Below are 26,795 nucleotides of genomic sequence, written 5' to 3'. Positions count from 1 at the left end.
CCTTCCAGTCTGTATAACCTCGAGGGGGTTTCGAAATCGAATGCGCACAGTGCTGTCTCGGCAAAAAAGTGATCTTAGCGGTCAAATCGGTTAAATATCGTTTTGATACCACGTCTGAGCTAATACGCGCCACTCCAACGGTACGACGGCCCGCGAACCGTCATCATCCTCAACGAGGTCGATCAACGCAAGGACCCGAGCCTCATCTACGATCCCCACAGTATGGAGCAGGTCGCGCTGATCCGTCTCTGTTGAAATCCTCAGCGCCTGAGACAAACAGTCCTCTGAATAGAAGGCGCGAACATGGTACGAACCGAGGCTAATCTGCGGGATAGAGTGATCGGTCAGTACAGGTGAGCGTGGGGCGTGTGTTACCGAAGCGGGTGGCTCTCGGCACCGTTGGAGGTGACCTCAGACGAGCCATCCACTACCCGGCTGGGGTTACGCGACCATCGTTTTGCGGATCACAACTGTCTGTGATGGCCGGTGGATCACTTGGACAGACACGTCGCTGCCGGTGGCCAGCGCACACTTACTCTCCGGGATCCGGAACATAATTGTGTCTCCCACAGCGTACCGGCCACCCTGAAGCAGCGCTCCACCGTCACCCACGTCTGCAACAGCGTTGTCCACTGCCTTTAGCGAGCGTTCATCGAAGAGATTCGCGCCCGCAATCTGGCCGTCGGATTCACGGATTGCATTCCCTGCCCCGGCTGGTAGATGCACAATGCGGCCGCTTCGGACGCCTTTGTCACAATCGGCACGCACGGCAATCTCTGTGTCAGACACCGCGACAGGATCGCCTGCGATGTGCGTGAGCGTAACGATACCCCCGCTCGTCCCGTCCTGCGGGGCGAAATCGCCGCTCGACTGGGCCACTCGTGGCGCCGGCTCCCGGAGTGCCGTGGTGACGTCTAAAGCCGCAATTGCAATAGCTCCGCTGAGTACAACGACGATGGCGACTAACAAAATAACCGAGATTACCGACGACACGCCTCGGTCTGTGCTCACATGTTCTCATACCGGAGTTGGGGATATGAGTGTTCGGCCTCCGGTCACTCCACTGCGTATCCGCTCTCAGCTGTGACTGAGGGTGAGCGACGAGTCGTTGAGATTGCGTATCTTTGTGACCAGGGCGATGGAATCGCAAAAATCGATCGTGGCTACGTCGTGATCGTCTCGGAGACAACCGTTGGTGAGCAGTATCAGTTGAGATGGAGACGGCGCCGAGGAACGTGGCGTTTGCCGCTGTTGTTGACCATACCCCGTAGCCCAGCTATCTCCGGCTGCAGGCGGGTCTCTGGCTGCTGACCGCCTCCACCTGTGAGTTAGGCGCCACCGCTAGCGGTCAGGGAGCGTATGGACTCGCCTGCGGATCTCGATGTATCTCTTAGTTGAGCGGGTGGGACGGACCGGTGCTGTGTAGCTCCGAATGTGACAACATCTTTGCGAGGAGGCCCCGATGCGCTGTCTCTCTTAGCTTACCGAACGCAGAAAATACGGAATGACAAGGCCACAGAGAAGCGCGCCAACGACAGCAAGCACTGCTACTTGTGGCGTACCTGCAACTGCACTGTCCATTACCGCGCTCATAGAGGGAGGTCGCTTACAGTATATTTAAAAGAAACTATGTGACACGTCAGCCACCGCGTTATAACACTGTAGTTGCTGATGAGCGCCGCATTCCGAGGGTTCGATCAGGCTTGCTGGTTCGGGAAAACCATCACCGGAACGTCTGCTTCTCGGATGAGTTTACCTCCCGGGTCGCCGGCAATTGTCCGCTCCCACGTGTCCATATCTCGAGGTGTGAAGGCGACGAGTGTCGCCTCCATCATATCGATCGCATCAGTGAGTGCCTCCGCGACCTCGCGCCCTTCAAGCGTCGCCCACTCAAACTGGAGATCATCACGGTATAGGATGTCTACGAACTTCTCGTAAGTCGCTCCTGCGAACTGATCTCTGCCGGTTTTTATTGTCGTCTCCGCGGCCGTTCCCGGGGTTACGTGTGTTACGATAAGAGTCGTATCCGAGTCTAAGTGCGGCCGAACCGCACGTGCCGTCGCTTCAGCGTCGTCGGGACTCGCGATCGGAATTAAAATACGTTCGAATAAGTCCTCGTTCATGTATATACCGTGTCTGACGATACAAAAAAGCGTACGGGTTACTGACTCGCAGGACCGATCCACATGGCACTTCCCAACTATTGACATCCTCCTCCGCGTTCACGCGGAGGAATCCCGAGCGGTGGGAGTTTCAGGTTCGCAATCGTGAATCCGATTTCTTCTTCGAGAAATCGTTTAACCCATCGCAAAACGGTGGGTGACTGGCGGTGCCAAGCCGCCGTTACTTCTATCCTCAATGCCGTTGACTCATCTGTTGTTTTTCCCAGGAGGGAGTCGCTAACACGTCGACAGACTTGGTACACTTGGACTTGCTCAACCGACAGGCACAGACGAACGTTTCTGGCATTCGCGTTCACCGTGTTGGTATTTCGGGTATTGTCTCGTTAGCGGCGGCGAGGCCGCCTCCCAAGGCCGTTCGGAATCGCTCCGTTCCGACCTGATCTTACTCTTTAGTACGAATTGACACCATTTGAAACTGCGGGCTTTGGAAACTCGGGAATGCCACCGAACAGTGGTTCGTGTAGGGTTCTGTCGGATTCGTCCTGCAGCTCAAGCCGTAGGTATTCTCCTCGAATCTCTATAAAACCTCAAACCACGAGATAACTAACTGATTGCCTTCAGCTTCTTCGCCCGTCGCCTCAGTGTTGTAACGCTTGGATTTCGACTCGTCCATGCCTCCGCAATAAATCCAAATATTGACTGTATAATTCCTGTAGCGGTACTTCACAGGCAGAAATGCGTAAACCGGATTTAATTGCGGCGTCATCATGAGCTCAGCCATGCCGGGTCCAGATCAGGCATTAACGCAGCGCCATCGGTTCATCACCCAACTCGGGTCGTGTCGTCAATCCAATTGTGTCTGTGCGCACCTCGCGTCATGGTCCTGTGGGGAAGATCGATGAGCCGGCTCACCGCACTCACAAAGCGAGCATCTGCGAGCCCCGTTAGAACGTTCATGTTCGTACTGATTGCGGTATCCGCTGCCGTCGCAGCGATGCTGTATGCGGTCTTCGGATCTGAGCTGCCCGGCACTGCGGCGATCGTCTACGCGTGGACGCCGATGATGAGCGCGGGTCTCACTGTTTGGATCGTCGACGAGAGCATTCGCGATTGGCTTGGACAACTCCGCAACCTACGGGTCGGCATCCACTGGTATCTTGCCGGGATTGGGATCATGGTGCTCGGCACGGAGTTCGAAACCATCGTTACGCTCGTCAGTGGCGGAGACGTGAGGGTTCCAGCAGCGCCGCCTCTCGCGTATCTCATCACATTCGGGGTTACACTTCTTCTCGCTGGCGCGATCGAGGAACTCGCATGGCGTGGATTTCTTCAACCTCGTCTCCAGCGCCGTTTTTCGGCGATATCGGCAAGCGTGTTCATCGGCATTATCTGGGGGCTCTGGCATGTTCCGATGATACTCGGCGGGGCGGGCAACTTCACCGTCTTTTGGGAGTACATGCTGAATATCACGATGATGTCCGTCATTCTCGGATGGCTGTACAACAGCACAAACGGCGCGCTTCCGGCCGTAATGATCGCGCACGCGTCGCATAATATGCCTCCTGTCGGCGATCCGACCGGGGGTGCGCCTGGGGTCTTTGAGACCCTTTCTGGTGACGCTATCTTCTATCTTTGTTGTGCGGTCGCAATCACGCTATACGCTGGGTCTCAAACGCTAACTCGTGACCGTAGTCTCCCTGATATCCCAGGGCAGCTCACGGGTCAACCCGGTCAGGAAAGTCACTCAGCCGATTGACGTCGCGTCGGGATTGGTACTCCAAATTGCTACTTAACGATCACTCCGATTTTCGGTCGTCGAGAATCGATTGGAGATCACAATCCTCGTCTGAGCGGCTTGACGGACGACAATTCAAATGTGCCTCGCTTCTGCCACGCTGTGCGGTCGGTGACACGCACCGAGTGGCGGCTCACCCTCTGGGGCGAGCACAGATCCCGTAGACCGCTGTTACGCCTGTATCCCCGGGAGAGACCTTCTCGGAAGCCACAGCTATTAAACGCTGTAGTAAGTATCGACACCACGTGACGGCCGACATGTACGTTGACAGGCCGCGGGTGCTGCTCGTTGACGATGAGAAAGAGGTCGCCGACGCGTACGCCCTCCGGCTGGACGCAGTGGCTGACGTCACAGTTACTTACAGCGGTCCTGAGGCATTGTCTGCGGTCGACGAGTCTGACCCGCCGGACGTAATTCTCCTCGATCGGCACATGCCGGAACGGTCTGGTGACGATATTCTCCGTGAGTTACGAGAGTATGATATTCACACCAGAGTTATCATGGTGACCGCAATCGACCCGGGGTTGGAACTCCTCGAACTCCCGTTCGACGACTACCTCTGTAAACCGGTTGACCGCGCGGATATCAGGACCGCTGTCGACCAGCAATGTCAGGTTCTCGCATACGAACTCCTCGGCCAATACTTCGGAGTCGAATCGAAGCGAGCGGTTATCGCCGCTGAATTGCCACAGGACCGTCTCGAGGACCACGACCAGTTCTCGTCGCTCAACGAGCACGCCAACCGTTTGCGGGACCGCATCTGTCGACTTCTACCCGACGCAGACGAGTTGTTAGACCGGTTCACCGGTATCGAGCGCGAGGGGTACTGATCCCCGGCGAGAGGCGCGACCGGGGCTGATTGATCAAAGAGGTCTCTGTCGCCTCCCCCGACACCCTGACTAATGGCTGATTTCAAACCGCGCACCGCCGTCATCCGCTGCTGTGAGCGTCAGATCCCAGCCGTGTGCTTCGACGATTCGGTCGACGATCGCTAGGCCAAGACCGGTCCCACCACTCCGTGTGGAATATCCGGGGGTGAAGACGATTTCACGCTCCGTCGACGGGATACCGGGCCCATCGTCCGCGATATAAAATCCACCCTCGAATGGGTGAACGGCCACGGTCGTGCTCTCGCTCGTCTGCCCGTCTCGGCCGTTTGAACGACCTTTTGTTGGTGCCTTTGTCGGCTGATCGTTCCCCGTTTCGTCGGTCGCGACACCGTGTTCAACGCTATTCCGAAACAGGTTTTCAAATAACCGCTGGAGGCGATCGGGATCCGCGGTGACCGTCGGTAGCGACTCCGAAACCGTCAGTTCGACCTGTTCGGTATCGATCGACTCCCACGCGTCTCTCGCAGCGGTCTCGATTGCGACCTCCTCTGTGGGCTGAACAACAGCATCGTCGCGCGTCAGCGTCAGGACATCACGGATGATCCGTTCCATCCGATCGTGTGCGTCAGCGACCGACTCGAAGTGCTCGGGGTCACCGGTCTCCTGTGCTGCACGGAGATGGGCCTTCGCGACATCGAGCGGGTTCCGGAGGTCATGGCTGATGACGCTGCTCACTTGGTCAACGCCCGGTGAGTAACCTTCGTCGGGACACTCACGAAGGTCGGTAAACACTAGATACCCGGTGTCGTCGTCCGACGGGATTACGCGAGCGAAGAACGGGCCTCGGTTGCCGTATCCGTCCAGACGGATGCCGATCCGATCGCCGCGGACGAGATGTGAGACTGGCTCCCGGTCACCGGTCGTATTGTAGCTGTTGAACCGGTCGAATATCGTCGACACGCGTCCGCCCACCAGCTCCTGTTCGAACTGCTGCTCGAAGGCGTCGTTCGTGGCGGTCACGCGAGCATCGTCACCGTCGACGGTGTATGCGAGCGCGGGGTCCGGAAACTCACGCAACGGAATCGCCGTGTGACGATCATCACTCATCGGTTGCTCACATCTCTATTTGGCATTGTTACCGCGCCCGTTTCTCCGTGCGAGTGCGCATGGTAACTGGTTGGACCACCACCCGATACAACACCTATCATCACTTTGGCCCGGCAACCTGTTTAATATTATTTCTTATTTCTGAGCCAGAAACACTCTTTTTATGTTAGCTCCTATAACCAGATAACTCTATCTCATTTGTGAACCGGCTACGCGCTCCGAGCGGCGCGTTTCAATATCTGTGGCGTGACAAGGAAGTCAGCGACGGCAACCCCCAACATCGCTAATCTAAGTATCTGATCTTCGACGACGAGGAACGCGATAGCTGCGATAATAGTGGCCGTCACAGCGGGCATGCCCCAACGAACGACCGGACTGCGGAATACATTCGCTGATTGCGACATACCAGATCATCAGTATGTGCTGATATATTGATGTCGGCGTGTTTCTGGGTTGGAATCACTCCGAACAGATTAGTTGAATTGGCCTGTTTCTGGGACAGACACTCTCCGACGGGCATAACGGGTTACTTACCAATCTACCGTCATGCGACATCGGGGAGCGGGAATTGTACTTTGGATGATCACCTCGCTCGTTTTGGGTGCGGTGATCCTCTCTCCGACCAGTGGCGTCGTGCTATCCTTCTTAACAACGATCATACTGTGGGTGCTCATCGAGTCAGAAGCCGGCAATGATAGGGGACTGTGAGGCAACTGGGATCTCGGCAAACACTTCTGTGTAAATCAACGCACCACTCGAAAATACCATCATTAACAGGTTGATCGAAGTATAATAGTACACTATCCGTGGTCAGTTTCACTGTCGAACTGGCGGGTCGCTTGCTGGTCCCCGTACTCGCCGGGCTTGCCTGTATCATCGCCGGGTCTGTGGCACTCCAACGGCGAGGGCCGGCAGCTAGCGCATATGCCGACTTGGCCGTTCCGTTTGGTGTCATGTCTCTGCTATTCGGTGCTTCTGGATTCGTCTACGCTGGCGTCCTCGTGTTCGAAACGATTGGCGTCCAGCTGGTCGACTCCGCAGCAGACCGCACTATGGGTCTGCTATTTCCTGCTATCGTCCTCCCGTGGACGGTATTCGCGCTTCGATACGTGGGCCGGGGAACGCTGGTAACGCGTCGTCGCATTACTGTTGCGGCCGGACTCAGCATTTTGATCGTCGGGCTCGAATCTATCGCACTGTATAACCCGCTCAACCTCGCTATGGGGCAGCGGCAACTACTGAGTGTCACCTCGTCTGTCCTCCTCTTATCGCTTTTAGCGATCGCCTTTGCCGCGATGTGGTTAGTGCTGTCAACGTCGCGCCGTCACGATCGGTTCACCTGGCGAGACGGGCTGCTGGCCGTTGCGCCAGTCGCTATCCCGTTGCTGGTCTTCCAAACCACTCGCCCGTCTACTCCGTGGCTCAATGACATCTTAGCTAGAACGGGGTTGGGATTGGTAGCTGTCGTGATCTGGTTCGGTATGTCCCGATATTCCATTCTCTCAGATCGTCCTGGAACCGGCACGCTCGGAGAACGTGCGGTAGTAAACAGAATGGATGAGGCGGTATTCGTCGTTGATCGCGACGGGCGTGTTGCTCGCGTCAATCCGGCGGCTGAAGATCACTTTGGCACTATCGGCGCGGGTGTACAGATCAGCGAGGTGACTGACTTTGGCGTAGAATTACTCACGGAACGCGAGACAATTCGATGTCAAACCACGAACGGACAGCGCCAATTTGATCCTCGCATCACTGAGCTTCGAAACGATCGCGATGAGCTCCTCGGTCTCACTATCACATTGTTCGACGTGACTGACAGGGAAATCCGACAGCAACGGCTTCAAGTACTCAACCGAGTCCTTCGACACAATCTCCGCAACCGACTTGATGTTATCAAAGCCCACGCCGAGGAGACGCAGAACACGCCGATCGTCCGAAGTGCTGACCAACTTCACCAACTCAGTACCGAGGCTCGCCGGCTCGAGACGCTGATGCAACGCTCCGAACCGGAGCAAACAGAGGCGCCGCTTCAGGAGATAGTCAATGATGTCGTTGCCGACGTGACCGACTCCACTGGTGAGGCTGAAACGAGCGTCACCCTTCCTACTGTGACCCTTGATGCCGACCCTAGTCTGTGCCGGTACGCGATTGAACAACTCGTCGAGAACGCAATTGAACACAGCGACGGAACGCCGCCACGCGTCGAAATCACCGGCTCACGGGACGAGAGCGGCGTACAAGTAGTTATCGCAGACGACGGTCCTGGTATCCCACAAACTGAACTCGACGTCATTGAGTCCGGTACCGAGGAGGATCTTGCTCACGGGAGTAGCTTCGGATTGTGGGGCGCGAACTGGGCAATCCAGACCGTCGGAGGGACGTTGGAGTTCAAACCAAGTCACCTCGGTGGCACGGCTGCTGTCATTGAGTTTCCGAACTGAGTGTGGACCCGTCTAACCCGCAATCTCGACGTATCTCTCTAGGCTCACTCGGACTGGTAGCGCGTTGTTGTCTGCGCCCTGAAGAGCGTCACCTGCTTACAGTCTGCCGAATAGCGGCGAGATGAAAGCATACGCACAGATACAGAGCGTGAGAACAAACATCGGAAATCCTACTCCGTCTTCACCGGCGATGACGAGTCCCGTCGTGAGAACTGAGGTCGCCACAGCGATGAGTGCCGTGCGAAGTGAACGGGGGTGCGATCGAAGTGCGGCTTCGCATCCGTCATGCGATCTGTCACCTCGACCCCGATATCAACGTTCCCCGACTGGCCGGAGTGACGCTTCTGGAACTTCACCCCGCGTGACTCGAACCCACAACATAATCGCCACGATGAGTACGGCCGTCGGGAGCAGTAAGACGACGATGAGATCGGCACCGAGATCGAACGGTCGGGTGAGTCGGAACGCCGCCGGATACCCGCTCTCCGGTTGCCCGAATACGACCGACGTCCAGAGATTGGTCGAGAAGTGGATGCCGACCGGAAGCGCGAGACTGTCGGTGAGCACGTACGCGAGACCGAAATACAGCCCTCCGACCACCGCCTGTACCACAGCAACCGACGCGGAGAGTCCCGCCGCGCCAGCGTTCAAATGAATCGCTCCGAACACGAGAGCCGATACGACGACCGCGCTCCCCGTGGCAGCCGGCCTCGAGACCTGGCGAGACGTAAGCCCGACAACGAGCTCACGGATCAGTACGCCTCGAAAGATGAAGTCCTCCCACAACCCGACAATAACGAACGCAGCGGCCGTCGCTCCGATCGCGAGTCCGACGGTCACAGGGTCGCTGAAAACCCCCATTGACCACGAACTAACGATCCTCCCGCTCCCGGTAGCGAGAATCGCGGCCGTCGAAACAGCCTGAAACAGCGCGCCGATTACGGCACCGCCGGCGAAATCATTGAGCCACTGCCGACCCAGAGAGAGCCCGTACGCGGCGGGGGTAGTTTCGAACGCGTAGGATATGACGAGTACCACCGCTGCTACCCCACAAAGCATTGGAAGTTGATTCGGAAGGTTAGTCAACACGTCCGGAGTTGAGAGCTGAGCGAGTACCAGCCCTACAGCGGCAAATGTCGCGACGAACATCACCGCTGCTACGACCACTCGCACCACCGCCCCGCTGACCGATACCTCGGACCCGATACGACTGACTGGTCGCAAGCGTGTGCTCATCTGTTCGGCGTAAATCGCTTTTCGACTTAGCAGCTCAGACTGATCGTCGCGTCGATGTCACCACCATCGAGCGACACGGAGAGATGTTGCGCGGAGGCGCTGAACTGCTCTCGGTGGTGGCCGTCAGGTGCGACGTAACACTCGCTCGTGACCAGTCCGGCGTCCTGAAGCTCATTGAGACGCCGGTAAGCCGTCGGCCGCGAGACATCGGCCGCCTGCGCGACGGCGCGTCCGCCGCGAGGCTGCTCGGAGACTGCCTCGAACACTCGCCGGGTGTACTCGTCGCCGAAGAGGTCGAGCAGCTCTTCGGTCGATAGCTCGTCTGTCGGTTCCTCAGTCCGGTCGCCGCGCGACTTGTGTCGCACTGCCATGTGGCTACGATGTAACGGAACACGCTTGGTGGAATATGCTCAGTATTCAGAGTCTCCGCAGCGAGGATATCTAACTATCCAGACTCCCCTTCGTGTGAGAGCAAGCGGCCGCATGTCGATTGGCCGCGACCCGGCGAATCCCGACCGCTATCCGCTACTGTCGTCGTGTTCGTCGTAGAACGCGTCCAGCAGCTTTCGCTGGCTCGCCCGAAGGTGGTGGAGCAGCGTCGATCCGGTGATTCCGAGCGATGTCGCAACCTCCTCGGCCGTACTTCCACGCGGGGAGGTGAAGTAGTCCGCGAGATAGGCCGTCCGCAAGACGGTCGCCTGTCGGTCAGTAAGCCGGTCGTTCAGATCGTTTCGAAATTCCCGCGTGGTCGTCGGCGAGCGGGTTTTGTCCTGTCGTGCGAGAACGGGTGCCGGTCCGTCATCGTCGAGCACGTTTGCCACCCGACGCACGTTCGTGTCGGGAGACAGTTCGACGATCAGCTGACTGTCATCGCCGTTAAACACCGCCGTCTGTATCGTCGCACCACGGTTGATTGCCGCAACGAGCGGAACTTCCTCACCCAGCGTCACCTGGATCCGGCCGCGCTCAGCGTCCGATTGGCGAATCACACGACCATCCTGCGCACTCGGTAGCGCTTCGGCGGTCTCAACGACGGTGTCCGGATCGGAACCCGATACTGATAGGAAACACGTGAGACCAGTCTCACTCGGCATTACGGTCCCCTCAAGCGTGAGTTCCGCCTCGCAGGTGTCGCTCACACGTACCAGCGGGGAGTTCTCTGTGAGCCCGAACGTAACCTCCGTGAGGGTGTCGGAAAACAATAGCTTCCGATTCTGTGTCGCGTTGATCGCGTACCCTGCTAGTTCACCGAGTGTCTCAAAGCTGGCCTGTACGTGATCGCTGAATGCGGTTTCGGTTCCCGCATAGACACCGACAACGCCGTACACGCTGGAGCCGTACACTAACGGGAGCGCGAACACCGACTGGACTCCGTCCGCGAATCCAGCGGCACGAACCGCGTCCGGGACTGATGGATTCTCGCTTAACGATTGCACCAGTTTGGGGCGCTGCTGTTCGACCGCTCGCCGTTCCGGGGTAGCCTGTCCACTTTTCACTGCCTCGCGGACCGCCGGGAACAGTTCTCCCTGCTCACCCGCAACGCCGCTCATAACGAGTTCGTCGCCGTCGACGGCGTACTCACCGGTCCATACGAACCGGTACTGGTCCGATGTCCCCAGTTGGTCCCGGATAGTCTCCATGACCGCGCCCTGAGACGTAGCTCCGACCAACCCCTCAAGCACGTCGGCGATCAGAGTATCGACCATTTCGGCCCGCTCGGACTCCGAACGAAGCCGTTCGATCGTTTGCTTGTTGGTGCGTTTTTCAGTGATGTCGGTAACGTAGACAGTTGCCGCATCGTCGTCAGGAACAACTGACACTGACAGCCAGCGGTCGACTTCTGGATAGTACTCTTCGAATGCTACATCAGATATCGATGTCCCTTCGAACGCCTTTGTGAGCGACCCTTCGACCGACTGGGGAAACACCCCAGCAATTGGCTCACCGTCAGGTGTGTCAGTTGTAAGGATATCGGCCGCCCGATCATTCCACGCGCACACCACCCCATCTCGGACGGTGATAACTCCCATCGGTGCTTCTGCGAGACGATGTTCCAACTCCATTCACGTAGGGACCTCCTCGTTCTATCGGTGTTTTCCCGTCGGCTAGTTATACGTGTTGTCCGGTTAAACCGCAGTTTACAACTTAGATACTGGTCACTGACACCGGTGTTGTTCTGTCGCTGTTTCAGAGTCAGCAACCCAAGAAGTGGATTAAATGTATAGTTGTAGAATACAGGGTATGCCCTCGAACACCCAAGGCCGTCGAATTTCTCAAACCTGGCGCGTTGTGATTCTCGGAACAATAGCTGCACTACCCGCAACTGCTGTAATAAATTGGCTTCCGAACTCTGAAGCGACTGCTGGTGGCGGGGCAATAATAGTTGGGCCAATGGTCGCGGGCGCCATCGCGGCTAAGCGCTCGGTAGGGCCGAGTGCTGCTGGGCTCCGTGCTGGCTTTCTAGGTGGTGTGGTTGCGGTATCTGGATTTATCCTTACAGAAGCCACGGCTGTAGCGTGGTCACTCAACACGATCGTGTTCTTCCTTATCGCCGTCGTGATGATTCTGTGTCTCTCGCCGGTGTTCGGCCTTATTTTTGGTCGGATTGGTGGCTGGGCAGCAAACACTGTCGGTGGTTTCGGAGTCGACCAAGCATCGTGATCAAGTGATAATGAGTTGTTCGCTTGCTTTGCTCCCGGCTTGTTAATTAAAAAGGATGACTTCGCCCCCAACTCCAGCTAAATAGTGGTGAACATGAGCCAATAGCCTGCGTGCGTCGTGATTGGCACAGTCAAATTTTTTGTCCGCTCGTAGGCACCAGCCGCAAGGATAGCTAAAATGCTCGTGAGGAGTATTGACACAATCCCACCCGAAAAGAACAGATGGCCCTGTTGAAATCCTCTGAAACTGACAAGTATCGCGTGCCGAATAGAGAGGATACAGTCAGCCGGGGGCTACGATATTTCACCATCTAGATCCCGAACTAACCGACAGAACGTGTCTGTGAATGCGACATAGAACGCTTGTATTGGGAGTATCCGAACCTCGACTTACCAGTTTAGTCTCCTACTGAAGTCTCAGTCTGACCCAAACACTGCCCGAGTCAGTGCACCACCGTAAGCAAGCCGTGAACCGGCCCACAGTGCACCGAGCGTGACGCCTATCGCCAAGAGGTATGGAATTGGCTCTGGGAGCCGGCTGCTTGCTATGCGGGCGAGCCGGTCCGCTAGAGCGAAACCACCGAACCAAACTATCAAAAAAGCGATGTGCTGGTGAAGAGACTTCTGTCGGCGTGCGTGGCGGTAACCGACGACGAGAAAGCCTACGAGCAGCAGGACGGCTAGGATTACGAAGGTGAGAGAGCGGAGTTGTCCATCGAGCGCAAACGCCGAAGGGATGCCGATAACCACTGCGAGAACGAAGATCGTCTGGGCAATAAGTCCGATATCTATCTCAGTATTGGAGGGCTGTTCGGTCACAAATTGCGGTCAAGAACGATGAAACATAAAATTTCGCCACACGAGATGAGTCCGTTCATCCAAATTGGCTACATTCTACGACACCGACTAGTCCGTCTCTCGTGACGCCCACCGTTGTCAAAGGTACTCCGCTGAATATACATGCTGTACGACTACGCCGAATAAAAAAATTTATCACTTTATAAGCATTTCAACAGAGCCAAATATTTCGTCTAATCTGGTGTATGAGCCCCTGTATTGACCACGACCGGATCAATATATCACTTACTGAGGATTTCAACAGAGCCGAACAGATGTATTCCACCGAAAAGGAGACCGCCAATAAGCACCCGACAGGGCGATCCGATCGCCGGTTCCAGCGCATCGTGGACTACCCCTCTGTATAGGATCTCTTCCATGGGTGTCATAGCTGCGAACATGATCACCAAGCCCGGGACAATGATCTCCGGGTGGTCGAAGAATACCCGCCACGTCGCAGTGCCACCGTGCGTGGTGTAGCTCAACCCGAGCATTGGCAATACCGGGGTCACCGCTCGCACCGCCATCTCGTACCCGATCGGTATGAAGCCAATCCACGCAATCCCTTCAACTGAGGGCATCTGAATCCGGTCCAGCGGATTATAGTCGTCACGCCATCAAATGTAAACACAGAAGAATCCCGAGCGGTGGGAATTTCAGGTTTACGGAAATCAAGGAGAAAGCCCCGTGCTTTAGCGCGGGAATGAATCCGACAAACCCTACACAACCGACATCATCAACTAGCCCGGCATCGAACATAGTAGCAAGCCAATCGCGTAAAGTATCAATCGGAAGACTCGGGGTCGCTTCCCGCCGACACGGACGGTTCCACGCCCACCACTTCGGTTCACAACGAGGTGGGGAGTGCGTGGTTGAGACTCGTTCGCCGTCCTCACAGAACCCGTAACCCCGCTGGGACGGGCAGTAATGCTCGTGTACGAGAGGGGGTGACGGCTTAACCAAAACACGCCCCGTTCGCGGTTGCACTTCGCCACGAAGCTGTGTGGCGGAGTACGGTCGATGGCACGACCCGTGTCACGCTCCTCGAAACGAGGGGCGTGAGTCCTCGCGTTCGCACAGTCCGTTTGGGACTGGGCGCAGGGAACGCCACAAGCAGGGCGACTCGCAACGAGTCAGCGTCACCACGCGCTCACCGCCCTGACGTGGAGCGCACGAACCCGGTACTCCCTTCGTGGGAGGAAGTTGCCCTCGGGGGCTTGGGAACGGCCCGATGCCCCACGAGGGAATCCTCGCCCTTCAGGGCGGGGAGGATGTCAAAGTCCGCTTATCCTGCTTCTCACCGGGTCAGATATATACTATCAAATTCTACGTTTCCGCACTTGAAACACCCTATTAGCCATTATTAACCCGATTATCGTATAGAAACACATGATACTGGAACATTATCAGCCACCGTCTCTTCGCAGAACCGTTTGTTACTTGATAATCGGTGTAGGTTGCTGTGGTTCTAATCAAATTAACTACTCTGCCGCTGTCACCCGAAGATCACATGCTCTCAGTGTAGACAGGCAGTCACTAACGGAGGTACAGTGCTGAGGATCGGCTACCATTCATGAACTCTGAGCAACCACTATCCTTCAATGGAGATAGCCGCTGGGCGATCGCCTTCGTGGCGTTACTCTTTGTACACAACGAAGTCCATGAGATCGCGCACACGGGAGTCGGTCGTCTCATTTGTGGCGCGTGGGGACCACGAAATTTCAACAGTTGGCAGCTTGCTTGTTCGAAAACGCCGGAGATTGTTTTGGCACCACTCGCGGGACTTCTTTGGAGCTACGGGTTGATGTGGATCGGGTATCGGTTATTGAATCCGACAGAGTCACCGGTCAAACGGTCTGTAGGATTTTGTCTTGTTTTCGCGACAATGCCCTTCGGTCGGCTGTATACTGTGGCGCAGTCCGGAGGTGACGAAATGGTCATCCTGCGTGGAGCCTTCCCGACCGCTGATCCAGCAGTGCGCCTCGCCGTCGGCCTCAGCATCGTTCTGCTACTTATTGGTCCCCCACTATACCGAGCCGCCAGTGTACTGTCACAGAAACGGCGGTGGATCATTTTTACTGGGATGCTTCTCCTTCCGTTTGTTCTATTCCTCGTTGTCGTACTGCGAATCGCAAACCCACTGCTCGCATCTGGAGTCTTGACTAGTGAGGGGCTACTCGGCTCGCCGCTGCTTGTGAACATCTGGACCCTGTTCTGGGTGATTGTCCTATTATTATCGTGGCGGCGATTGTCCACGACACTTATCAGCAAGAAATGATATATTAACTTATATATCTGAATTTGCGAGTGTATTCCCACAGGTTGAATTTCTCAGACCTGTATTCGCCATAATATGCGGAGTGCGCCCTCCACAGTACCGCACCGAACGACCTCCGACTTCGCAATTATCGCAGCAAATATGATTCCCCTAGCCGGCGTACTCATCAGCGGCTGGAATATCTGGACCCTCCTGGCGCTCTACTGGATTGAGGCTTTTAGTACGGTCCTTCTCGGTGCGTTAAAATCGCTGTTCGCGAAGCAAGGTTCGCCTGATCTCGTTGGACAGCGGGAGCCGCTCCATGAGTTACGACACAAACGAGGTGGATGGCATTTACTCCCGACGCTTCCACCGGTGTATCCACGAAACGTGCCGTTTGCGCTATCTATCCTCGGCCTTTGGATATCTACTATCGTCCCAATCACGCTCCTGTCATGGATTACGGTCGAAACCGGAATAACAATTTCATGGCCGGTCGGTGTGAGCATCGGTGCGCTGTTGATTGCGCAGGTAATCGAGTTTCGTGTCGGCTATCTCGAGACCGGGGAGTACGAGACGGTGTCTGCCCGCGAGATTCTTCAGCGACCAACCCAGCTCACGATGGCGATGATGCTACTCGGGATGGTCGGACTGACAGCGAGTCAGGCGGCAGGTGTCGCTGTGCTCAGTGGATTTGTGCTCGTGAAAACCATCCTTTCGGTATCGGGGGAATCTACTGGACCGATCGCATCAGGCTTGCGAGCACTTCTTGATCGGTTTGGTGACGACGATGAACTCCGTCGTCCGCAGCCGGAATCTGACCCCGCTGACGGGGATATCCGGGCACGTGTGACGGTCAGCCCGAAAGCGGTACTTCTCGGAAGTACCAGCGCGATACTGCTAACCGTTTTTAATCGTGGCGTAGCGGTTCTGATCTTCGGAATTATCGCCGCGATCTTCACCGGGAACATCTTCTGGGGCAGTATCGGTCTCTGTATACTTCTCTGTATTATTGCGGTCCGGGTCGGCAGCTACTACCTCCGATACGGTACCATCGAATACCAGCGACGCGGTAATTCACTGGTTGCGTATGATACAGTTCTTGAGGCACCACAATGGGTGGTCCCCGTTCACTCACGAACCCGATTTGAAATTGCGAATGCAATTCCTGACCGACTGTTCGATACGGGAACGCTAACGATCTCCAACGTCGATGCGACACCGAGAAACACGGTCCAATTTGGCCCCGTCCCTAACCTTGATCAAGCGATTGAAACGCTTGATTTGCCAGTCAGGCACGAGGGACGACCTGACAAAGACCCCGCAGTTGTGGGTGCTGCGCTCGTGTTAACACTAGCTTTTCTCGGAGTACCGACGATGCTTCTTGTGTCTTCGCAGGTGAGTGGAGTGGAGGCGGTTGTGATTTTGTTGTTACTGGCTCCGTTTTTCGCGATTTTGATCGGTGTTCTCCTGTATGCGATGTTCACGCGGATTTAATGAATTAGGGTTCTGTGGCTCTGTTGAAATACTCAGAGAGTTACATGTTCGCCGTGTGATTCGACGAGATGAAGCCCCTCCCGAAGTCGCAGATTCTCCGTTTTACTGAGAAGGCGATCCATCTGGCGCGTCGAGCGGTCTCTCGATACTCCTCGAAATTCTCTAAACACCGCTACACACTTCTCCAACACGTTGTTCTGTTGTGTCTCAAAGTTCGGAAGAGTACGACCTACCGTGACCTGCTTGACGAACTGATCGAGATGCCACGCATCCGCCGGACTCTTGGATTAGCCGAACTTCCTACGTCATCAACGCTCTGTAAGGCGTTTAATCGACTTGATATGGTCGTATGGCGAGTCTTATTGACTCTCTCAGCGACACTGCTCCCGACAAACGGAATCGTCGGGATTGATGCGTCAGGGTGTGACCGCAGTCACGCCTCGAAACATTATACGAAACGAGCTGAACTCACGATTCAGCAGCTCAAAGTGACGCTGTTGGTTGATGCGAAGGTGAACGCAATTCTCGATCTCCACGTGACGACGACTCGGAAACACGATAGCCAGATTGCCCCGTCGTTGATCAAGCGTAATCCCGAGAGTGTCGGTATTCTGCTCGGTCATAAAGGCTACGACGACCAGAATATCAGACGACTTTGCCGTCAACACGAGGTTCGCCCACTGATCAAACATCGTGAATTCACGTCACTTCATCGGGCATGGAACGCACGCTTAGACACTGATCTCTACGGCCAGCGGAGTCAATCCGAGACAGTCAACTCTACGCTTAATCGGAAGTTTGGTGCGTTTGTCCGGTCACGACGCTGGTGGAAACAGTTCTGGGAACTCACCATCGCCTGTCTCATTCATAATATAGACCGATCACTCTGAACGGTCAATACAGGGTATGAATCGGTCAGTACAGAGGAACCACTTTTCGGTAGGTATTTTATTCAATTCTGTTGATGTACGATATGGTCTCCCGCGAGAACCAGAAACTAGCCGCCTCTGCTGTGGTTGCCCTCGTTGTTCTTGTCTCCCTACGGGCATTGACGGATTTTGGACTGTTGTCGAGGTTTACGATTGTCGTCGTCGTTATAATCGTTACGCAGTCTGTTTTCGAACGGATGTATCAGTAAGCAGTCACATTCTATCAGCTGATTCAGGATTCATTTAGAGAAGATATCGAAGCTCTTGTGCTGACTACATCCTCTGTATCTCCCACGCCAATCCTATCAGTTCTTAAGTATTTCAACAGAGCCACTCTTTCAGTTTCCAACCCATCTCTTCTGAAGAAACTTCATGTTCTCTGAGGAAGCGGCGTTTTCGGTCTTCTGGCCACGAATTGCCGTACCTCTCGGCGTATTTCATCCGAGTCGATTTTTCCTGTGAATCTACCGACTCTTTGTCCGACTCAGATGCGTCATTATCACTATGCCGACTTGATTCACTCTTTTCCTGTTGTTTTGAGTGACTACCAGAGGGTTCGGTTACCTTCCGCTGTTTGAACTGAGACGCCGATCGCAAGTATCCTCCGTGCGTCGTAGTGGCTACAGGCTATAGAGGATTACTACGAGTCGCACAAGTTCAGCGACCTAGCTGATGCTACTGACAATAGGAACCTGTACGTTGAGCGCCTCTGTTGAGATCCTCATCGGCTGATACATACCGTTCCAGTCCCGGTCAACAGAGCTGCAGGATTGCATATTGGCCACCGGAGCTTCTGCTTATTTAAGCAGGTGTTCCAATAGCTGTGCGAGATACACAGCGCGAAGCCAGTGTAAACGGGGGTTATGACAGGGTGGCGACCTCAAATCCGATCCCGTCCGCGGTGATCCCGACCCCTAACCCATTGTTGCCGGCCGGTGAGCTCCAACTATACGTTTTCTCTAATCCGTTATCGGTTCGTACGGTGACTAAGAGGGGTTTGTCGGCGACGAGATCCGTGTATCCCTGTTCGTCGCCTGCGGGGATCGTCCGTGTATCGTCCATGAGTATCTCGCCCGTGTCGGTAGTGCGAATCTGCACCGTAACCACCTGCGCACTACGCAGCTGATTGTTCACAATCACGAACGGTGTCTGATCAGGTTGAGTGTACGCAACCGCGCCGCCGGCCGAGCCGATGACGACTCCGCCGCCGAGCAGTGCGAGTACATTGCGCCGTGTCGCGGAGGGCATACATCAACCGTTCCACCGCTGAGATCAATAACCCGGTGAAAAGTAAAAATCCGATTTAACAGACGAAGTTCATAATTCGGCCATTTGCGACGTCTCAACCGGGTCGATCGTTTCGGAACTACCGCCACCACCGGGATCGTCACGTACTTGCAGGTACGCCGACGCGACAATGGCGTAAAAGGGGAGGAAGAAGACCGTAGTAAGAACAACCGTAGCGAGGTCGGCGACGAGGGGAAGACCTGCGAGGTCCAACACCGGCGCAACGCCGCCGACGATCCCACCGAACACGGCAGACAGGATCACGAGGAGGGAGAGTTTGAGCCGCGATCCACGAGCGAGTCCCCAGCTCCGCTTGAGACTTGCATAGATGCCGCGATCCTCGACGCTGATAGCGAATATGAAGAACATGAACGACGCCGCGAGGAATATCCCGGGGAGGAACAACAGTACGGTGCCGATACCTACCGAGATGCTCACGACCGTTCCGCCGATGACCGCCGAGAACGTGGCGCGTCCGAGTCGGTTGGCGTATCCCGCGGGGAACGTCGAGAGTTCACGGAGCGGCCGGGCGAAAGCGCGTGAGAGCACGACGAAATACACCGCACCGAGGACGCTCGTCACGCCGAACAGTGCAAGTCCGACGCTTCCGGAGACGGGCAGTGCCAGCCCGCCGCTTCCAGCGAATTCCGTCATTGCTTCAGAGGGAAGAAAGCCGAGCACGGCGCTGTTGACTGCGGTTTGAGTGAGCAGTTGGATGGCAAGTAGCCCGACGAAGAGGATCCCGCCGGTTCGAGTAAATACCCGTCTGATGCCATCGCTGACCGCACGACCTAGTTGGAGGGCCATACTCCGTCTTACGCCCCATGATAGTATAAGCACGGCTGAAAATCATACTGAGTTTTTAGTCTTATTCGCAGCTACTCCGTAATAACCTGCTGAACGTAGATGTGTGCGTAAGCACTCGCCCAGACGACGGAGAGTAGTTCGCCGATACTCGCTGCGATCAGATTCACGAGGGAGGAGAGCAGGCCGAGATCCGATCCGATCTGCAAGACGTACGAAGGCAGGTAGAAAGTGACGCCGCTTCCGAGAGCGATCAGGACGAGGAGGAGGATTTTCGCTCGGTAGTTCGTTGTAATGCGCCAACTGATTCGGAGTGAGTCGACGGGACCGTAATGACCGACGACACACGCTTCCAACGCGAACCAGAACTTGAATAACAACAGGAGAGACGGACCCACGGCGACGAGAGCGCCGACCCCTGCAACGGCAGGAAATCCGACGATTTCGATAGGGTTGCCGGGAAACACGAGGAGAAGCCCGAAGAGCGGGGCTGAGGCAGCGACTGTGCTCATTACCAGTAAGATGACGAGTAAAATGGTGATACCGAACGCGGGGATTCGGGCAACGGTGTGAGAGAGTCCTTTACGCGCCGTCACACGATCACTGGTCAGTTCTCCGGCAACGATTGTCGCAACGTACGCTCGGATCAAAAAAACGAACGCGAACGCTGTGACGAACTCGATGATGTCGATCGCAGGTACTGGAAGTATATTGATACTCTCCGTTTCGAGGAGTCGATTAGCGAGAATGATTACGGCCGAGAAGCCGAGGATAGACGGATAGGACCGAAACAGGCGAACTGACCAGACTAACGTATCGAGGACGGTGCGATGCGTGGTGATTGTCTCGATGTTTCGGCAGTTGAGGCAGCCGCAGCCGTCGGTATCACCTTGCGTTCTGATCGTCGGTGCCACGTCACGGACGGTCGAGTCGTCGACAACAGAAGCATTTTGAATCGATCGGTCGTTACGATCGCTCATTCACCGGTGAAGAGGTGTGAGACCGATTCGCCGACCGCAAGTAGGATCGACGGGGGTCCGAGTAGCGATGCGAACGATTTGAACGCGCGTTTGAGACTTGGTCGATCGTCTTTAGTGCCGAGGAAGAGCAGCGTCGGATCCTCGGAAACGACGAAGACGCTCATCTCACGGCCTTTCTCCGAATAGCAGGTGTCCGTGACTTCGATTACCCCTGCTGCTTCGAGATTCTCCAAGTGGTAGTGGACGTTCTGTACGCTCTGGTCGAGCTGCTCAGCGATCCGCGCTGGGGTCGCCGGTGTCTCGTTGAGCAGTCGAAAGATCTCGTAGGCGGTTTCGGACGATAACGCTTCGATCACGTCTCGTGTTGCGTCGTCGTCGAGGCTCAGTACCGTCGGGGCATCGCTTCGCTCAACGGCAGCGTCGGTTTGTGTCGGAAGGAGTCGTGCCATGGTTACCTTCTGTAAATAGCGGTTGCGGGGACCTGATCCGATCGATAGCTGTTCGAGAACATCATGCGTAGTCGTTGATAGGTGTTTTCGTTGCTTCCGGAACGGCAGGTGAGACAGCGCTCAGTCGCAGGTAGTAGGCCGTGTACACCGTATAGAAGTACGCGAAGCCGACTGCGGAAAGTGTAATCCCGATCGGGAGCAGAACTGCTATCGGTATCCCGAGGTCGATAGGTAATACCTCAACCGGTTTAGCGTCTGTTAGCGTTACCCGAAGCAGGTATTCGGGGAGTAAGAAGGCGTTCACCAAGACCAGCCACACCAGCGAGAATCCGGCGACGCTTTTGATGTTCGAGCGGACGAGCGCAATACTTCTCCGGAACGCATCAGTAACGCTTTGATCTTCAAGGACGATCGCAGTGTCGTAAAACTGTACGAACATAATGACAGCGAGAATCGACACCAGCCAGATGATCATAGACCCGATACCTGCGACGAGACCGGCTGTCCGGTTAATCGCGGCGAGCGCTATCGGCACAATGCCGAGGGCGAATCCGATCAATCCGAGTCCGATAGCGGTTCCGAGGACGAGAAGCAGGAACACCACCGTTGCAAAGAGAAGTGCGAAATAGTGCGTCCGCGCTGCAGTGAAAAATCGGGTGAGTGAGGGGTCTGTCCCTTCGATTGCCGCCTGAGCAGTTCCGATAAACCCACCGAGAACGAACGGAAACACAACCAGCCACGACAGTGAGACGCCTGCTGACAGAACTGGTGAGTCGGTCAGCTGACCGACGTATTGCAGTTGGCTTCCACCCCCAACGAGGAGACCGGCAACGAACAGGATCGGATTCGCGCGGAGGGCGGTGAATCCATCTTTGAATGCGGAGCGTATGACCATCGTATCCACGAATTACCGCCGTCGCGTATTAGACCGCACGTAGTATCAAATCCATATTTAATCATCTTGAGCGTCTGGAGCTACTGTTTCGATGGAGGCAACGCAACACACGACTTCGATTCGATAGGCCACTTGCTCTGACATACCCCGTGATGGCTCAATTTCCCTGGATCGCGTCTATAACGACTGTCCCAGCCACGATCGGATCTATGGGGACCGAGCTGCTATCGCTGATCGAAATATCGTATTGATCACGAATTGCGAAGTCGCTCTCAATGGAACCAACGGAACTACCGTCCGGGTCTGTCACCTCGAATTTATGCCCGATAAACTGTCCTACCGGCAGGAGTTTTCGACCCATCGTGATGAGCCCCCCACGTGAAGTAATCTCTGCGAGGAGCGACCCATCCTCCGCGTCGCGGATTCGCCATGTGTCTTGGAACAGCGAAAAATCGTTGTCCAGAATGACGAGAGGTTCTCCAGTATGGCCATCGGTAAGTGCGTAGTCACCAGCAATATCCCAGGTGCCACTGGCCTCTACAGTGAACATCTCGTTTCCGTCGGCGTCGACGAACGGAAACGTGTCCTTCCCCTCATACATACTGTAGGTACAGCGAAATATCGTGTCGCCGGTGATATCTTTGCCTTCATATTCGGGTTGAAGATTCTTGTCCTGTCCCGTCTGTTCGACGGTATACTGACTCCCAGAGAGGCCGAGACCAGCAACGCCGTATTGCTGTGGTGTCTCCATATTCAAAATATTGTGCATAGCTAACATTTAAATATAGGGCATTCTGGCTGGTAGATCTGTTGAAATCTTCGGAACCTGACCGGCATGGCGTGCAAGCTATCGAGCGTGAAGTCTGTCATGTCATAGAACTCTTCACACGCTATAGTCACTCTAGGTATCTTTTGAGAGCGTTATGACCTAAGGAGTGCGTGCATCAAGTGCACGCCGATAACAACCGTTCAGCCGTGTTTAGACGCTACCGGCTCTGTTGAAATCCCATTCTTCAGATACATTCTCACTTGAAACAGCCAGTCGCTGAAGACTGCGCACTGAATGGTTCTGAAATGAGGGGCCCCGAGTCAGTATCTTCTTGATGCTATATCCTCGAAAGCAGGTATGGTCGGTATAGGGACTATTATTATCGCAATTACGTTCGTCGTCGCAATGGTGGTGACTCTGGGTCTACTACTGCGGTTGTTGAAAGACGCTGATGGTCTATGATTCAGCTGTACTGACCGCGACCGGGGCAGAATATATCACTTTCTGAGGATTTCAACAGAGCCACGCTACCGATTACGTAGGTTAGCGTTTATGTTGAATGAACAGGACCGGTCTATGAGAGCCCCTCTGTTCCATTTCGTTTTCGGATAGCGGCCGTTTCGTCCGATCGACACCGGTCTAAACAAGGCTGGGCCTGAGCAAGAGATATACCATCCACGATTGATCTGGGCGTATGGAAGTTGCCCTCCGGACCGCACTACAGGGAAGTGACCAGAAGCGATCGTTACAGGGAGTTCTCACAGCGGCGGGAGTATCTGTGCTCGCTCTAATTATTCCGTTCCTGCCGCTTGCTGTGGGTGTAATCGTCGAGCCAGGTTTTGTGATAGTCGGATTCGGGCTGGCAAGTTGGTGGGCCTATGACAATAGTGGGCTCGCAATCAGCGTACTCCTGATATTAGCACCGGTGATAGCTAGACTGACATACTACTGGTGGCTCTACCTCAACCAGCCATCCCCAGTCGCACTCCCATTGTCATTCGACGGAGTCGGCGCGTGGAAGATGTGGATTCCGTTGGGCCTATTACTTGGGATACTCGCATTCGGGGTCGGCGTTGTCGTCCGCCGGGGCCGCCAAGTCACTGCTGGAGAATCCAATACGGTTGCTTGAGTATCAACCAGACCGGCACGAAACTAAGCATTCGTCCGTATACGTGCCCCATATTCAGTAGCGTTCACGTGATCCCCTCAGTTTCTGTCAATAGCAACGTGCGAAATATAGAGCGTCGATCCAGCAGAGCGACCTCAGTAGTTCGAGTCCGCGAGGAGGGGCCGACGGAATAACTGAGAATTACCTCAACGAACGATGACCACTGTGTATGAAGACATTTACCGCCCGGTTTGGAGTCGTAGATATGGAAAGACGGCAATATCTGCAGGCAATCGGGGGATGTTTCGGTGTCGTTTCAATATCCGGGTGCACAGAGATTCTTCCGGGTAGCAATCAAGAATCCGAGTATCCGGGAGGAACGTTCCTCGTCGAGAACACAGGAAACAACGCTGTCCCAGTCTCGGTAGAGACGAAATTAGATCAATACGACGCCTCACTTGATATTGAGGTCGCTGCCGGAACGACGGTCGCTCGTCCTGAGTTCGTCACTGCTAATCAGGGTGAAATCGTTACTCTTGTCGCTCAGTTCGGCTCAACAGGGGACGCTATACGATTCCAGTTCCTCCCAGCAGGCGGAGAAGATACTCCGCCAGAAGTAGCGCAACTCACGGTCGAGAACGCCGTCGAGGCAAGTGCGACTTGGACTGCGACAAGTGGAAGATGACCTCCTCCTCGCCGTAAACGGAGAGGGAGCGGAGTTCCCTCAGGCAGTCGGGCTACGCCCGACGACGGCGAGGCTTCCCACGGCACTACACCGCTGGGGTGGGATATTTGCTGGTTCACGGCCTGTCGGCATGACAGGCCGATGGCGGGGCCACACCGCCGTTACTCCTATCCCGGCAGGGGACTCGGAGTTATCTTGACCGAGACACCACAGCGGTTCGAGAGTGTGTCTCGAACGTTCTAGGCCTCGGAGTCCCGATATTGTGCATTTGAGTGGGCGGTGTGACCGCCTCGGTGTACGTCATGCTACGATACACTGTTAGTTAAATATCCGTATTGTTGCTGAACATAGGTTGTGGAGGCGTTGTCGGATTCACGCCCGCCGTGAACGGCGGGACTCTCTCCTCGAAGAAAGATAGATCGGTCCCCACCCATCGCTAACTCGCTGCGTACACGGCCTGTATGCAGACCGGGCCGCCCGAAACAGTCGAGTTTTGTGGCATTATTGAAGCCCTCAACAGGTGATACACTCTGACCCGGCCGTGGTCAATACAAGGGATACAGATACGACCTCCCAGAATGGTAGTCGGTTGAGCGCTATCGGGTTTCGAACGACACCCCGTCGGGACCGAGAGCGGCATGGATAACAACGGATTCATCGACAGAGACGGTCGTTTCGCCGCCGGTGTTCGCCTCTTGAGCCGTGATCTGAATACGATACTCGCCAGATTCGTCAACCGGATACGAGAGCGCCGTCGTTTCCTCGGCTCCGAGCGAGCGGTCCGTACGCATGACCACCCGCATATCCGATGCTCTGGTGATATCGATATTAACGGCTACCCGCTGATTCAACTCGTTGTCGATCACCAAGTTCGGATCTCCCAACTCCAGACATCCGGCAACTCCCAAGAGAGACGCTCCAACGGAGGCAAGCATCTGTCGCCTAGTGGAGGGCATACAGGCCAGTTCAAAACGCATCACTAATGCGTTTTGCTTCACGGGCTTTGTTGAAATCCTCAGCAGGTGATACGTTCTAAACTAGCTTCGGTCAGTATAAGAAAAGGTCGCATCAACTCGCGTCATTTGGATCAAAGGCGTAGTAAACGACAGCCATTGTGATTCCCATCATTACTGGCCCAAAACTTCCATCACCCGACAGTAGGAGCCTAACAGCAAATACACCCACAGCGGAGACGAGGCCAACGAGGAGGGCATAAGGAACACGGGATAGGCCACGTACGCAATCGTCAAGCCGCTGGTACAGACCCCGCAGAGTATCCATACCACAATCACCGTGGATGGGTGAATGTGTCTTTCGTTAGAGATACATTCTTTGGGGAACAGGTTTTCAGGCAAGAACCTGTCTGAAGGAGAGGATTTCAACAAGACCGCTTCACGATTTAGTGGATGGCACTCTGGCGGAGAGCAACCATCGCAATCAGGCCATTCGCATGCCCTATCTAACAGTTAATTTAGTAAATATCTAAGCGGAAATTTGTTAAGAACGATTCTATGACAGGCTTTATTGTAAGTTCAGTTGTATCGAGTTGGCATCACCACCGGTAGTAGTACGCATGTTTCCAGTCATGAACGATGCCACCTGGGATTCCATTTTTTATGACAAGAGTTGTAGCCGTTGCCACGGAGACACTCACAAGTAACACGATAATAGCGTTTGTCCATCGCTGTATTCCGGTCAATCCAGTTCGATACCAAGCGAACACGGCAACAGTGATGCCGATAACTGTGATGCTTGCAATCTCATCTCTACTCAAGCCAGCCCTTATCATGGTCCTCCATCTGAATACACGCGGCTGTACAGCGTCCATCCGATGGCCGAGACCGCGACGATGATGCCAATAACCGCAGGGATAGTGTTCGCAGAGCCGTTGAACGACCAGTCAAAAATCAAATAACCGATGACGGCAATCAGCGCGACGATAGTCCCGATGGCTCTGATCGCTGGTGAATCCGAACGACCACTACCAGGCATACCTGATTGACATCTGCACACGGTATTAAATCTAGGAGTTACCAGTCCTGAAACGTCGCTACGATAACTAACTAATTTTATGACACGCTGCACTGCAACATATACGCTGTGTAT

At 55.1% G+C, this 26,795-nt stretch carries 26 protein-coding genes and 1 pseudogene; 11 read left to right on the top strand and 16 right to left on the bottom strand.

The window, feature by feature from the left end; translation table 11 throughout:
• Positions 1–132 precede the first annotated feature (132 nt).
• A pseudogene (locus DJ73_RS21225) lies at positions 133–243 on the top strand (AAA family ATPase); the annotation flags it as partial.
• Positions 244–441: 198 nt separating this feature from the next.
• On the opposite strand, the gene DJ73_RS13800 reads toward DJ73_RS21225, so the two are convergent.
• Positions 442–1,011, bottom strand: coding sequence for a type IV pilin (locus DJ73_RS13800; RefSeq protein ID WP_094524319.1), 570 nt, complete (start codon positions 1,009–1,011; stop codon positions 442–444).
• Between DJ73_RS13800 and DJ73_RS21270 the strand changes: the two genes are divergently transcribed.
• A complete protein-coding gene (locus tag DJ73_RS21270; protein ID WP_343124817.1) occupies positions 1,012–1,311 on the top strand; it encodes a TRAM domain-containing protein in 300 nt (99 codons plus the stop codon). It begins immediately after the preceding gene.
• Positions 1,312–1,697: 386 nt separating this feature from the next.
• Here DJ73_RS21270 and DJ73_RS13795 read toward each other — a convergent pair whose 3' ends face one another.
• Positions 1,698–2,123 carry a universal stress protein gene (locus DJ73_RS13795; RefSeq protein ID WP_094524318.1) on the bottom strand — a complete coding sequence of 142 codons (426 nt, stop codon included), beginning with the start codon at positions 2,121–2,123 and terminating at the stop codon, positions 1,698–1,700.
• A gap of 898 nt (positions 2,124–3,021) precedes the next feature.
• Here DJ73_RS13795 and DJ73_RS13790 point away from each other — a divergent pair.
• Complete coding sequence (locus DJ73_RS13790) at positions 3,022–3,879, top strand: CPBP family intramembrane glutamic endopeptidase (protein WP_176451141.1); 858 nt, start codon at positions 3,022–3,024, stop codon at positions 3,877–3,879.
• A 296-nt stretch (positions 3,880–4,175) separates the two neighbouring features.
• A complete protein-coding gene (locus tag DJ73_RS13785) occupies positions 4,176–4,748 on the top strand; it encodes a response regulator (protein ID WP_094524505.1) in 573 nt (190 codons plus the stop codon).
• A gap of 69 nt (positions 4,749–4,817) precedes the next feature.
• Here DJ73_RS13785 and DJ73_RS13780 read toward each other — a convergent pair whose 3' ends face one another.
• Complete coding sequence (locus tag DJ73_RS13780) at positions 4,818–5,855, bottom strand: HAMP domain-containing sensor histidine kinase (protein WP_094524316.1); 1,038 nt, start codon at positions 5,853–5,855, stop codon at positions 4,818–4,820.
• A 953-nt stretch (positions 5,856–6,808) separates the two neighbouring features.
• Between DJ73_RS13780 and DJ73_RS13770 the strand changes: the two genes are divergently transcribed.
• The gene (locus DJ73_RS13770; RefSeq protein ID WP_094524314.1) at positions 6,809–8,296 is read left to right on the top strand and encodes a sensor histidine kinase; all 1,488 of its coding nucleotides are present in this window, start codon (positions 6,809–6,811) and stop codon (positions 8,294–8,296) included.
• A gap of 312 nt (positions 8,297–8,608) precedes the next feature.
• On the opposite strand, the gene DJ73_RS13765 is transcribed toward DJ73_RS13770, so the two are convergent.
• The 3 genes from DJ73_RS13765 to DJ73_RS13755 all read right to left on the bottom strand — a co-directional run bounded on the left by DJ73_RS13765 (position 8,609) and on the right by DJ73_RS13755 (position 11,595).
• On the bottom strand, positions 8,609–9,463 hold the full coding sequence (locus DJ73_RS13765) for a CPBP family intramembrane glutamic endopeptidase (protein WP_170938239.1): 855 nt from the start codon (positions 9,461–9,463) through the stop codon (positions 8,609–8,611).
• A gap of 95 nt (positions 9,464–9,558) precedes the next feature.
• Positions 9,559–9,903 carry a winged helix-turn-helix domain-containing protein gene (locus DJ73_RS13760; RefSeq protein WP_094524312.1) on the bottom strand — a complete coding sequence of 115 codons (345 nt, stop codon included), beginning with the start codon at positions 9,901–9,903 and terminating at the stop codon, positions 9,559–9,561.
• Positions 9,904–10,050: 147 nt separating this feature from the next.
• Positions 10,051–11,595, bottom strand: coding sequence for a bacterio-opsin activator domain-containing protein (locus tag DJ73_RS13755; protein ID WP_094558239.1), 1,545 nt, complete (start codon positions 11,593–11,595; stop codon positions 10,051–10,053).
• 178 nt (positions 11,596–11,773) lie between these two features.
• On the opposite strand from DJ73_RS13755, the gene DJ73_RS13750 reads away from it, so the two are divergent.
• The gene (locus tag DJ73_RS13750) at positions 11,774–12,193 is read left to right on the top strand and encodes a DUF5518 domain-containing protein (RefSeq protein WP_094524310.1); all 420 of its coding nucleotides are present in this window, start codon (positions 11,774–11,776) and stop codon (positions 12,191–12,193) included.
• 416 nt (positions 12,194–12,609) lie between these two features.
• Here DJ73_RS13750 and DJ73_RS13745 read toward each other — a convergent pair whose 3' ends face one another.
• Complete coding sequence (locus DJ73_RS13745) at positions 12,610–13,011, bottom strand: hypothetical protein (protein WP_094527142.1); 402 nt, start codon at positions 13,009–13,011, stop codon at positions 12,610–12,612.
• A 260-nt stretch (positions 13,012–13,271) separates the two neighbouring features.
• Positions 13,272–13,610, bottom strand: coding sequence for a type II CAAX prenyl endopeptidase Rce1 family protein (locus tag DJ73_RS13740; protein WP_094527141.1), 339 nt, complete (start codon positions 13,608–13,610; stop codon positions 13,272–13,274).
• A 1,772-nt stretch (positions 13,611–15,382) separates the two neighbouring features.
• On the opposite strand from DJ73_RS13740, the gene DJ73_RS21040 reads away from it, so the two are divergent.
• From DJ73_RS21040 to DJ73_RS20430, 3 genes are all read left to right on the top strand, one after another.
• Positions 15,383–16,783, top strand: coding sequence for a DUF6498-containing protein (locus DJ73_RS21040; protein ID WP_254921667.1), 1,401 nt, complete (start codon positions 15,383–15,385; stop codon positions 16,781–16,783).
• Between the two features lie 68 nt (positions 16,784–16,851).
• Positions 16,852–17,673: an IS5 family transposase gene (locus DJ73_RS13730; protein WP_094558238.1), complete on the top strand. Its 822-nt coding sequence runs from the start codon at positions 16,852–16,854 to the stop codon at positions 17,671–17,673.
• Positions 17,674–17,756: 83 nt separating this feature from the next.
• On the top strand, positions 17,757–17,921 hold the full coding sequence (locus DJ73_RS20430) for a hypothetical protein (protein WP_170938240.1): 165 nt from the start codon (positions 17,757–17,759) through the stop codon (positions 17,919–17,921).
• Between the two features lie 652 nt (positions 17,922–18,573).
• On the opposite strand, the gene DJ73_RS13725 is transcribed toward DJ73_RS20430, so the two are convergent.
• From DJ73_RS13725 to DJ73_RS13700, 6 genes are all read right to left on the bottom strand, one after another.
• Positions 18,574–18,960: a hypothetical protein gene (locus DJ73_RS13725; RefSeq protein WP_094524307.1), complete on the bottom strand. Its 387-nt coding sequence runs from the start codon at positions 18,958–18,960 to the stop codon at positions 18,574–18,576.
• A 69-nt stretch (positions 18,961–19,029) separates the two neighbouring features.
• Complete coding sequence (locus tag DJ73_RS13720; RefSeq protein ID WP_094524306.1) at positions 19,030–19,806, bottom strand: hypothetical protein; 777 nt, start codon at positions 19,804–19,806, stop codon at positions 19,030–19,032.
• A 71-nt stretch (positions 19,807–19,877) separates the two neighbouring features.
• On the bottom strand, positions 19,878–20,783 hold the full coding sequence (locus tag DJ73_RS13715; protein WP_094558237.1) for a hypothetical protein: 906 nt from the start codon (positions 20,781–20,783) through the stop codon (positions 19,878–19,880).
• The gene (locus tag DJ73_RS13710; protein ID WP_094524304.1) at positions 20,780–21,232 is read right to left on the bottom strand and encodes a helix-turn-helix domain-containing protein; all 453 of its coding nucleotides are present in this window, start codon (positions 21,230–21,232) and stop codon (positions 20,780–20,782) included. Before DJ73_RS13710 ends, DJ73_RS13715 begins: the two co-directional genes overlap by 4 nt.
• Before the next feature lie 61 nt (positions 21,233–21,293).
• On the bottom strand, positions 21,294–22,127 hold the full coding sequence (locus DJ73_RS13705) for a hypothetical protein (protein WP_094524303.1): 834 nt from the start codon (positions 22,125–22,127) through the stop codon (positions 21,294–21,296).
• Between the two features lie 157 nt (positions 22,128–22,284).
• A complete protein-coding gene (locus tag DJ73_RS13700) occupies positions 22,285–22,878 on the bottom strand; it encodes a hypothetical protein (RefSeq protein ID WP_094524302.1) in 594 nt (197 codons plus the stop codon).
• A gap of 712 nt (positions 22,879–23,590) precedes the next feature.
• Here DJ73_RS13700 and DJ73_RS19875 point away from each other — a divergent pair.
• On the top strand, positions 23,591–24,025 hold the full coding sequence (locus DJ73_RS19875) for a hypothetical protein (protein WP_141212966.1): 435 nt from the start codon (positions 23,591–23,593) through the stop codon (positions 24,023–24,025).
• A 208-nt stretch (positions 24,026–24,233) separates the two neighbouring features.
• Complete coding sequence (locus DJ73_RS19870; protein WP_141212002.1) at positions 24,234–24,689, top strand: hypothetical protein; 456 nt, start codon at positions 24,234–24,236, stop codon at positions 24,687–24,689.
• Between the two features lie 596 nt (positions 24,690–25,285).
• Here the strand turns inward: DJ73_RS19870 and DJ73_RS13695 are convergent.
• Together DJ73_RS13695 and DJ73_RS13685 are read right to left on the bottom strand one after the other, a co-directional pair.
• Complete coding sequence (locus DJ73_RS13695; protein ID WP_141212001.1) at positions 25,286–25,645, bottom strand: hypothetical protein; 360 nt, start codon at positions 25,643–25,645, stop codon at positions 25,286–25,288.
• An 829-nt stretch (positions 25,646–26,474) separates the two neighbouring features.
• Complete coding sequence (locus DJ73_RS13685) at positions 26,475–26,681, bottom strand: hypothetical protein (RefSeq protein ID WP_094558235.1); 207 nt, start codon at positions 26,679–26,681, stop codon at positions 26,475–26,477.
• Positions 26,682–26,795 lie beyond the last annotated feature (114 nt).

The organism is Halorubrum sp. Ea1, from assembly GCF_002252965.1.
Lineage (GTDB): Archaea > Halobacteriota > Halobacteria > Halobacteriales > Haloferacaceae > Halorubrum.
The sequence above is the reverse complement of the archived record's forward strand: the minus strand, read 5'-3'. Positions and strand labels throughout refer to the sequence as shown.

What these genes read in the sequence shown, in the direction of transcription:
- DJ73_RS21270 (WP_343124817.1), top strand. Translation starts at nt 1,012, where the DNA reads ATGTTCTCATACCGGAGTTGGGGATATGAGTGTTCGGCCTCCGGTCAC.
- DJ73_RS13795 (WP_094524318.1), bottom strand. Translation starts at nt 2,123, where the DNA reads ATGAACGAGGACTTATTCGAACGTATTTTAATTCCGATCGCGAGTCCC.
- DJ73_RS13790 (WP_176451141.1), top strand. Translation starts at nt 3,022, where the DNA reads ATGAGCCGGCTCACCGCACTCACAAAGCGAGCATCTGCGAGCCCCGTT.
- DJ73_RS13785 (WP_094524505.1), top strand. Translation starts at nt 4,176, where the DNA reads ATGTACGTTGACAGGCCGCGGGTGCTGCTCGTTGACGATGAGAAAGAG.
- DJ73_RS13780 (WP_094524316.1), bottom strand. Translation starts at nt 5,855, where the DNA reads ATGAGTGATGATCGTCACACGGCGATTCCGTTGCGTGAGTTTCCGGAC.
- DJ73_RS13770 (WP_094524314.1), top strand. Translation starts at nt 6,809, where the DNA reads ATGTCTCTGCTATTCGGTGCTTCTGGATTCGTCTACGCTGGCGTCCTC.
- DJ73_RS13760 (WP_094524312.1), bottom strand. Translation starts at nt 9,903, where the DNA reads ATGGCAGTGCGACACAAGTCGCGCGGCGACCGGACTGAGGAACCGACA.
- DJ73_RS13755 (WP_094558239.1), bottom strand. Translation starts at nt 11,595, where the DNA reads ATGGAGTTGGAACATCGTCTCGCAGAAGCACCGATGGGAGTTATCACC.
- DJ73_RS13750 (WP_094524310.1), top strand. Translation starts at nt 11,774, where the DNA reads ATGCCCTCGAACACCCAAGGCCGTCGAATTTCTCAAACCTGGCGCGTT.
- DJ73_RS13740 (WP_094527141.1), bottom strand. Translation starts at nt 13,610, where the DNA reads ATGCCCTCAGTTGAAGGGATTGCGTGGATTGGCTTCATACCGATCGGG.
- DJ73_RS21040 (WP_254921667.1), top strand. Translation starts at nt 15,383, where the DNA reads ATGCGGAGTGCGCCCTCCACAGTACCGCACCGAACGACCTCCGACTTC.
- DJ73_RS13730 (WP_094558238.1), top strand. Translation starts at nt 16,852, where the DNA reads ATGAAGCCCCTCCCGAAGTCGCAGATTCTCCGTTTTACTGAGAAGGCG.
- DJ73_RS20430 (WP_170938240.1), top strand. Translation starts at nt 17,757, where the DNA reads ATGGTCTCCCGCGAGAACCAGAAACTAGCCGCCTCTGCTGTGGTTGCC.
- DJ73_RS13725 (WP_094524307.1), bottom strand. Translation starts at nt 18,960, where the DNA reads ATGCCCTCCGCGACACGGCGCAATGTACTCGCACTGCTCGGCGGCGGA.
- DJ73_RS13720 (WP_094524306.1), bottom strand. Translation starts at nt 19,806, where the DNA reads ATGGCCCTCCAACTAGGTCGTGCGGTCAGCGATGGCATCAGACGGGTA.
- DJ73_RS13715 (WP_094558237.1), bottom strand. Translation starts at nt 20,783, where the DNA reads ATGAGCGATCGTAACGACCGATCGATTCAAAATGCTTCTGTTGTCGAC.
- DJ73_RS13710 (WP_094524304.1), bottom strand. Translation starts at nt 21,232, where the DNA reads ATGGCACGACTCCTTCCGACACAAACCGACGCTGCCGTTGAGCGAAGC.
- DJ73_RS13705 (WP_094524303.1), bottom strand. Translation starts at nt 22,127, where the DNA reads ATGGTCATACGCTCCGCATTCAAAGATGGATTCACCGCCCTCCGCGCG.
- DJ73_RS13700 (WP_094524302.1), bottom strand. Translation starts at nt 22,878, where the DNA reads ATGGAGACACCACAGCAATACGGCGTTGCTGGTCTCGGCCTCTCTGGG.
- DJ73_RS19875 (WP_141212966.1), top strand. Translation starts at nt 23,591, where the DNA reads ATGGAAGTTGCCCTCCGGACCGCACTACAGGGAAGTGACCAGAAGCGA.
- DJ73_RS19870 (WP_141212002.1), top strand. Translation starts at nt 24,234, where the DNA reads ATGAAGACATTTACCGCCCGGTTTGGAGTCGTAGATATGGAAAGACGG.
- DJ73_RS13695 (WP_141212001.1), bottom strand. Translation starts at nt 25,645, where the DNA reads ATGCCCTCCACTAGGCGACAGATGCTTGCCTCCGTTGGAGCGTCTCTC.
- DJ73_RS13685 (WP_094558235.1), bottom strand. Translation starts at nt 26,681, where the DNA reads ATGCCTGGTAGTGGTCGTTCGGATTCACCAGCGATCAGAGCCATCGGG.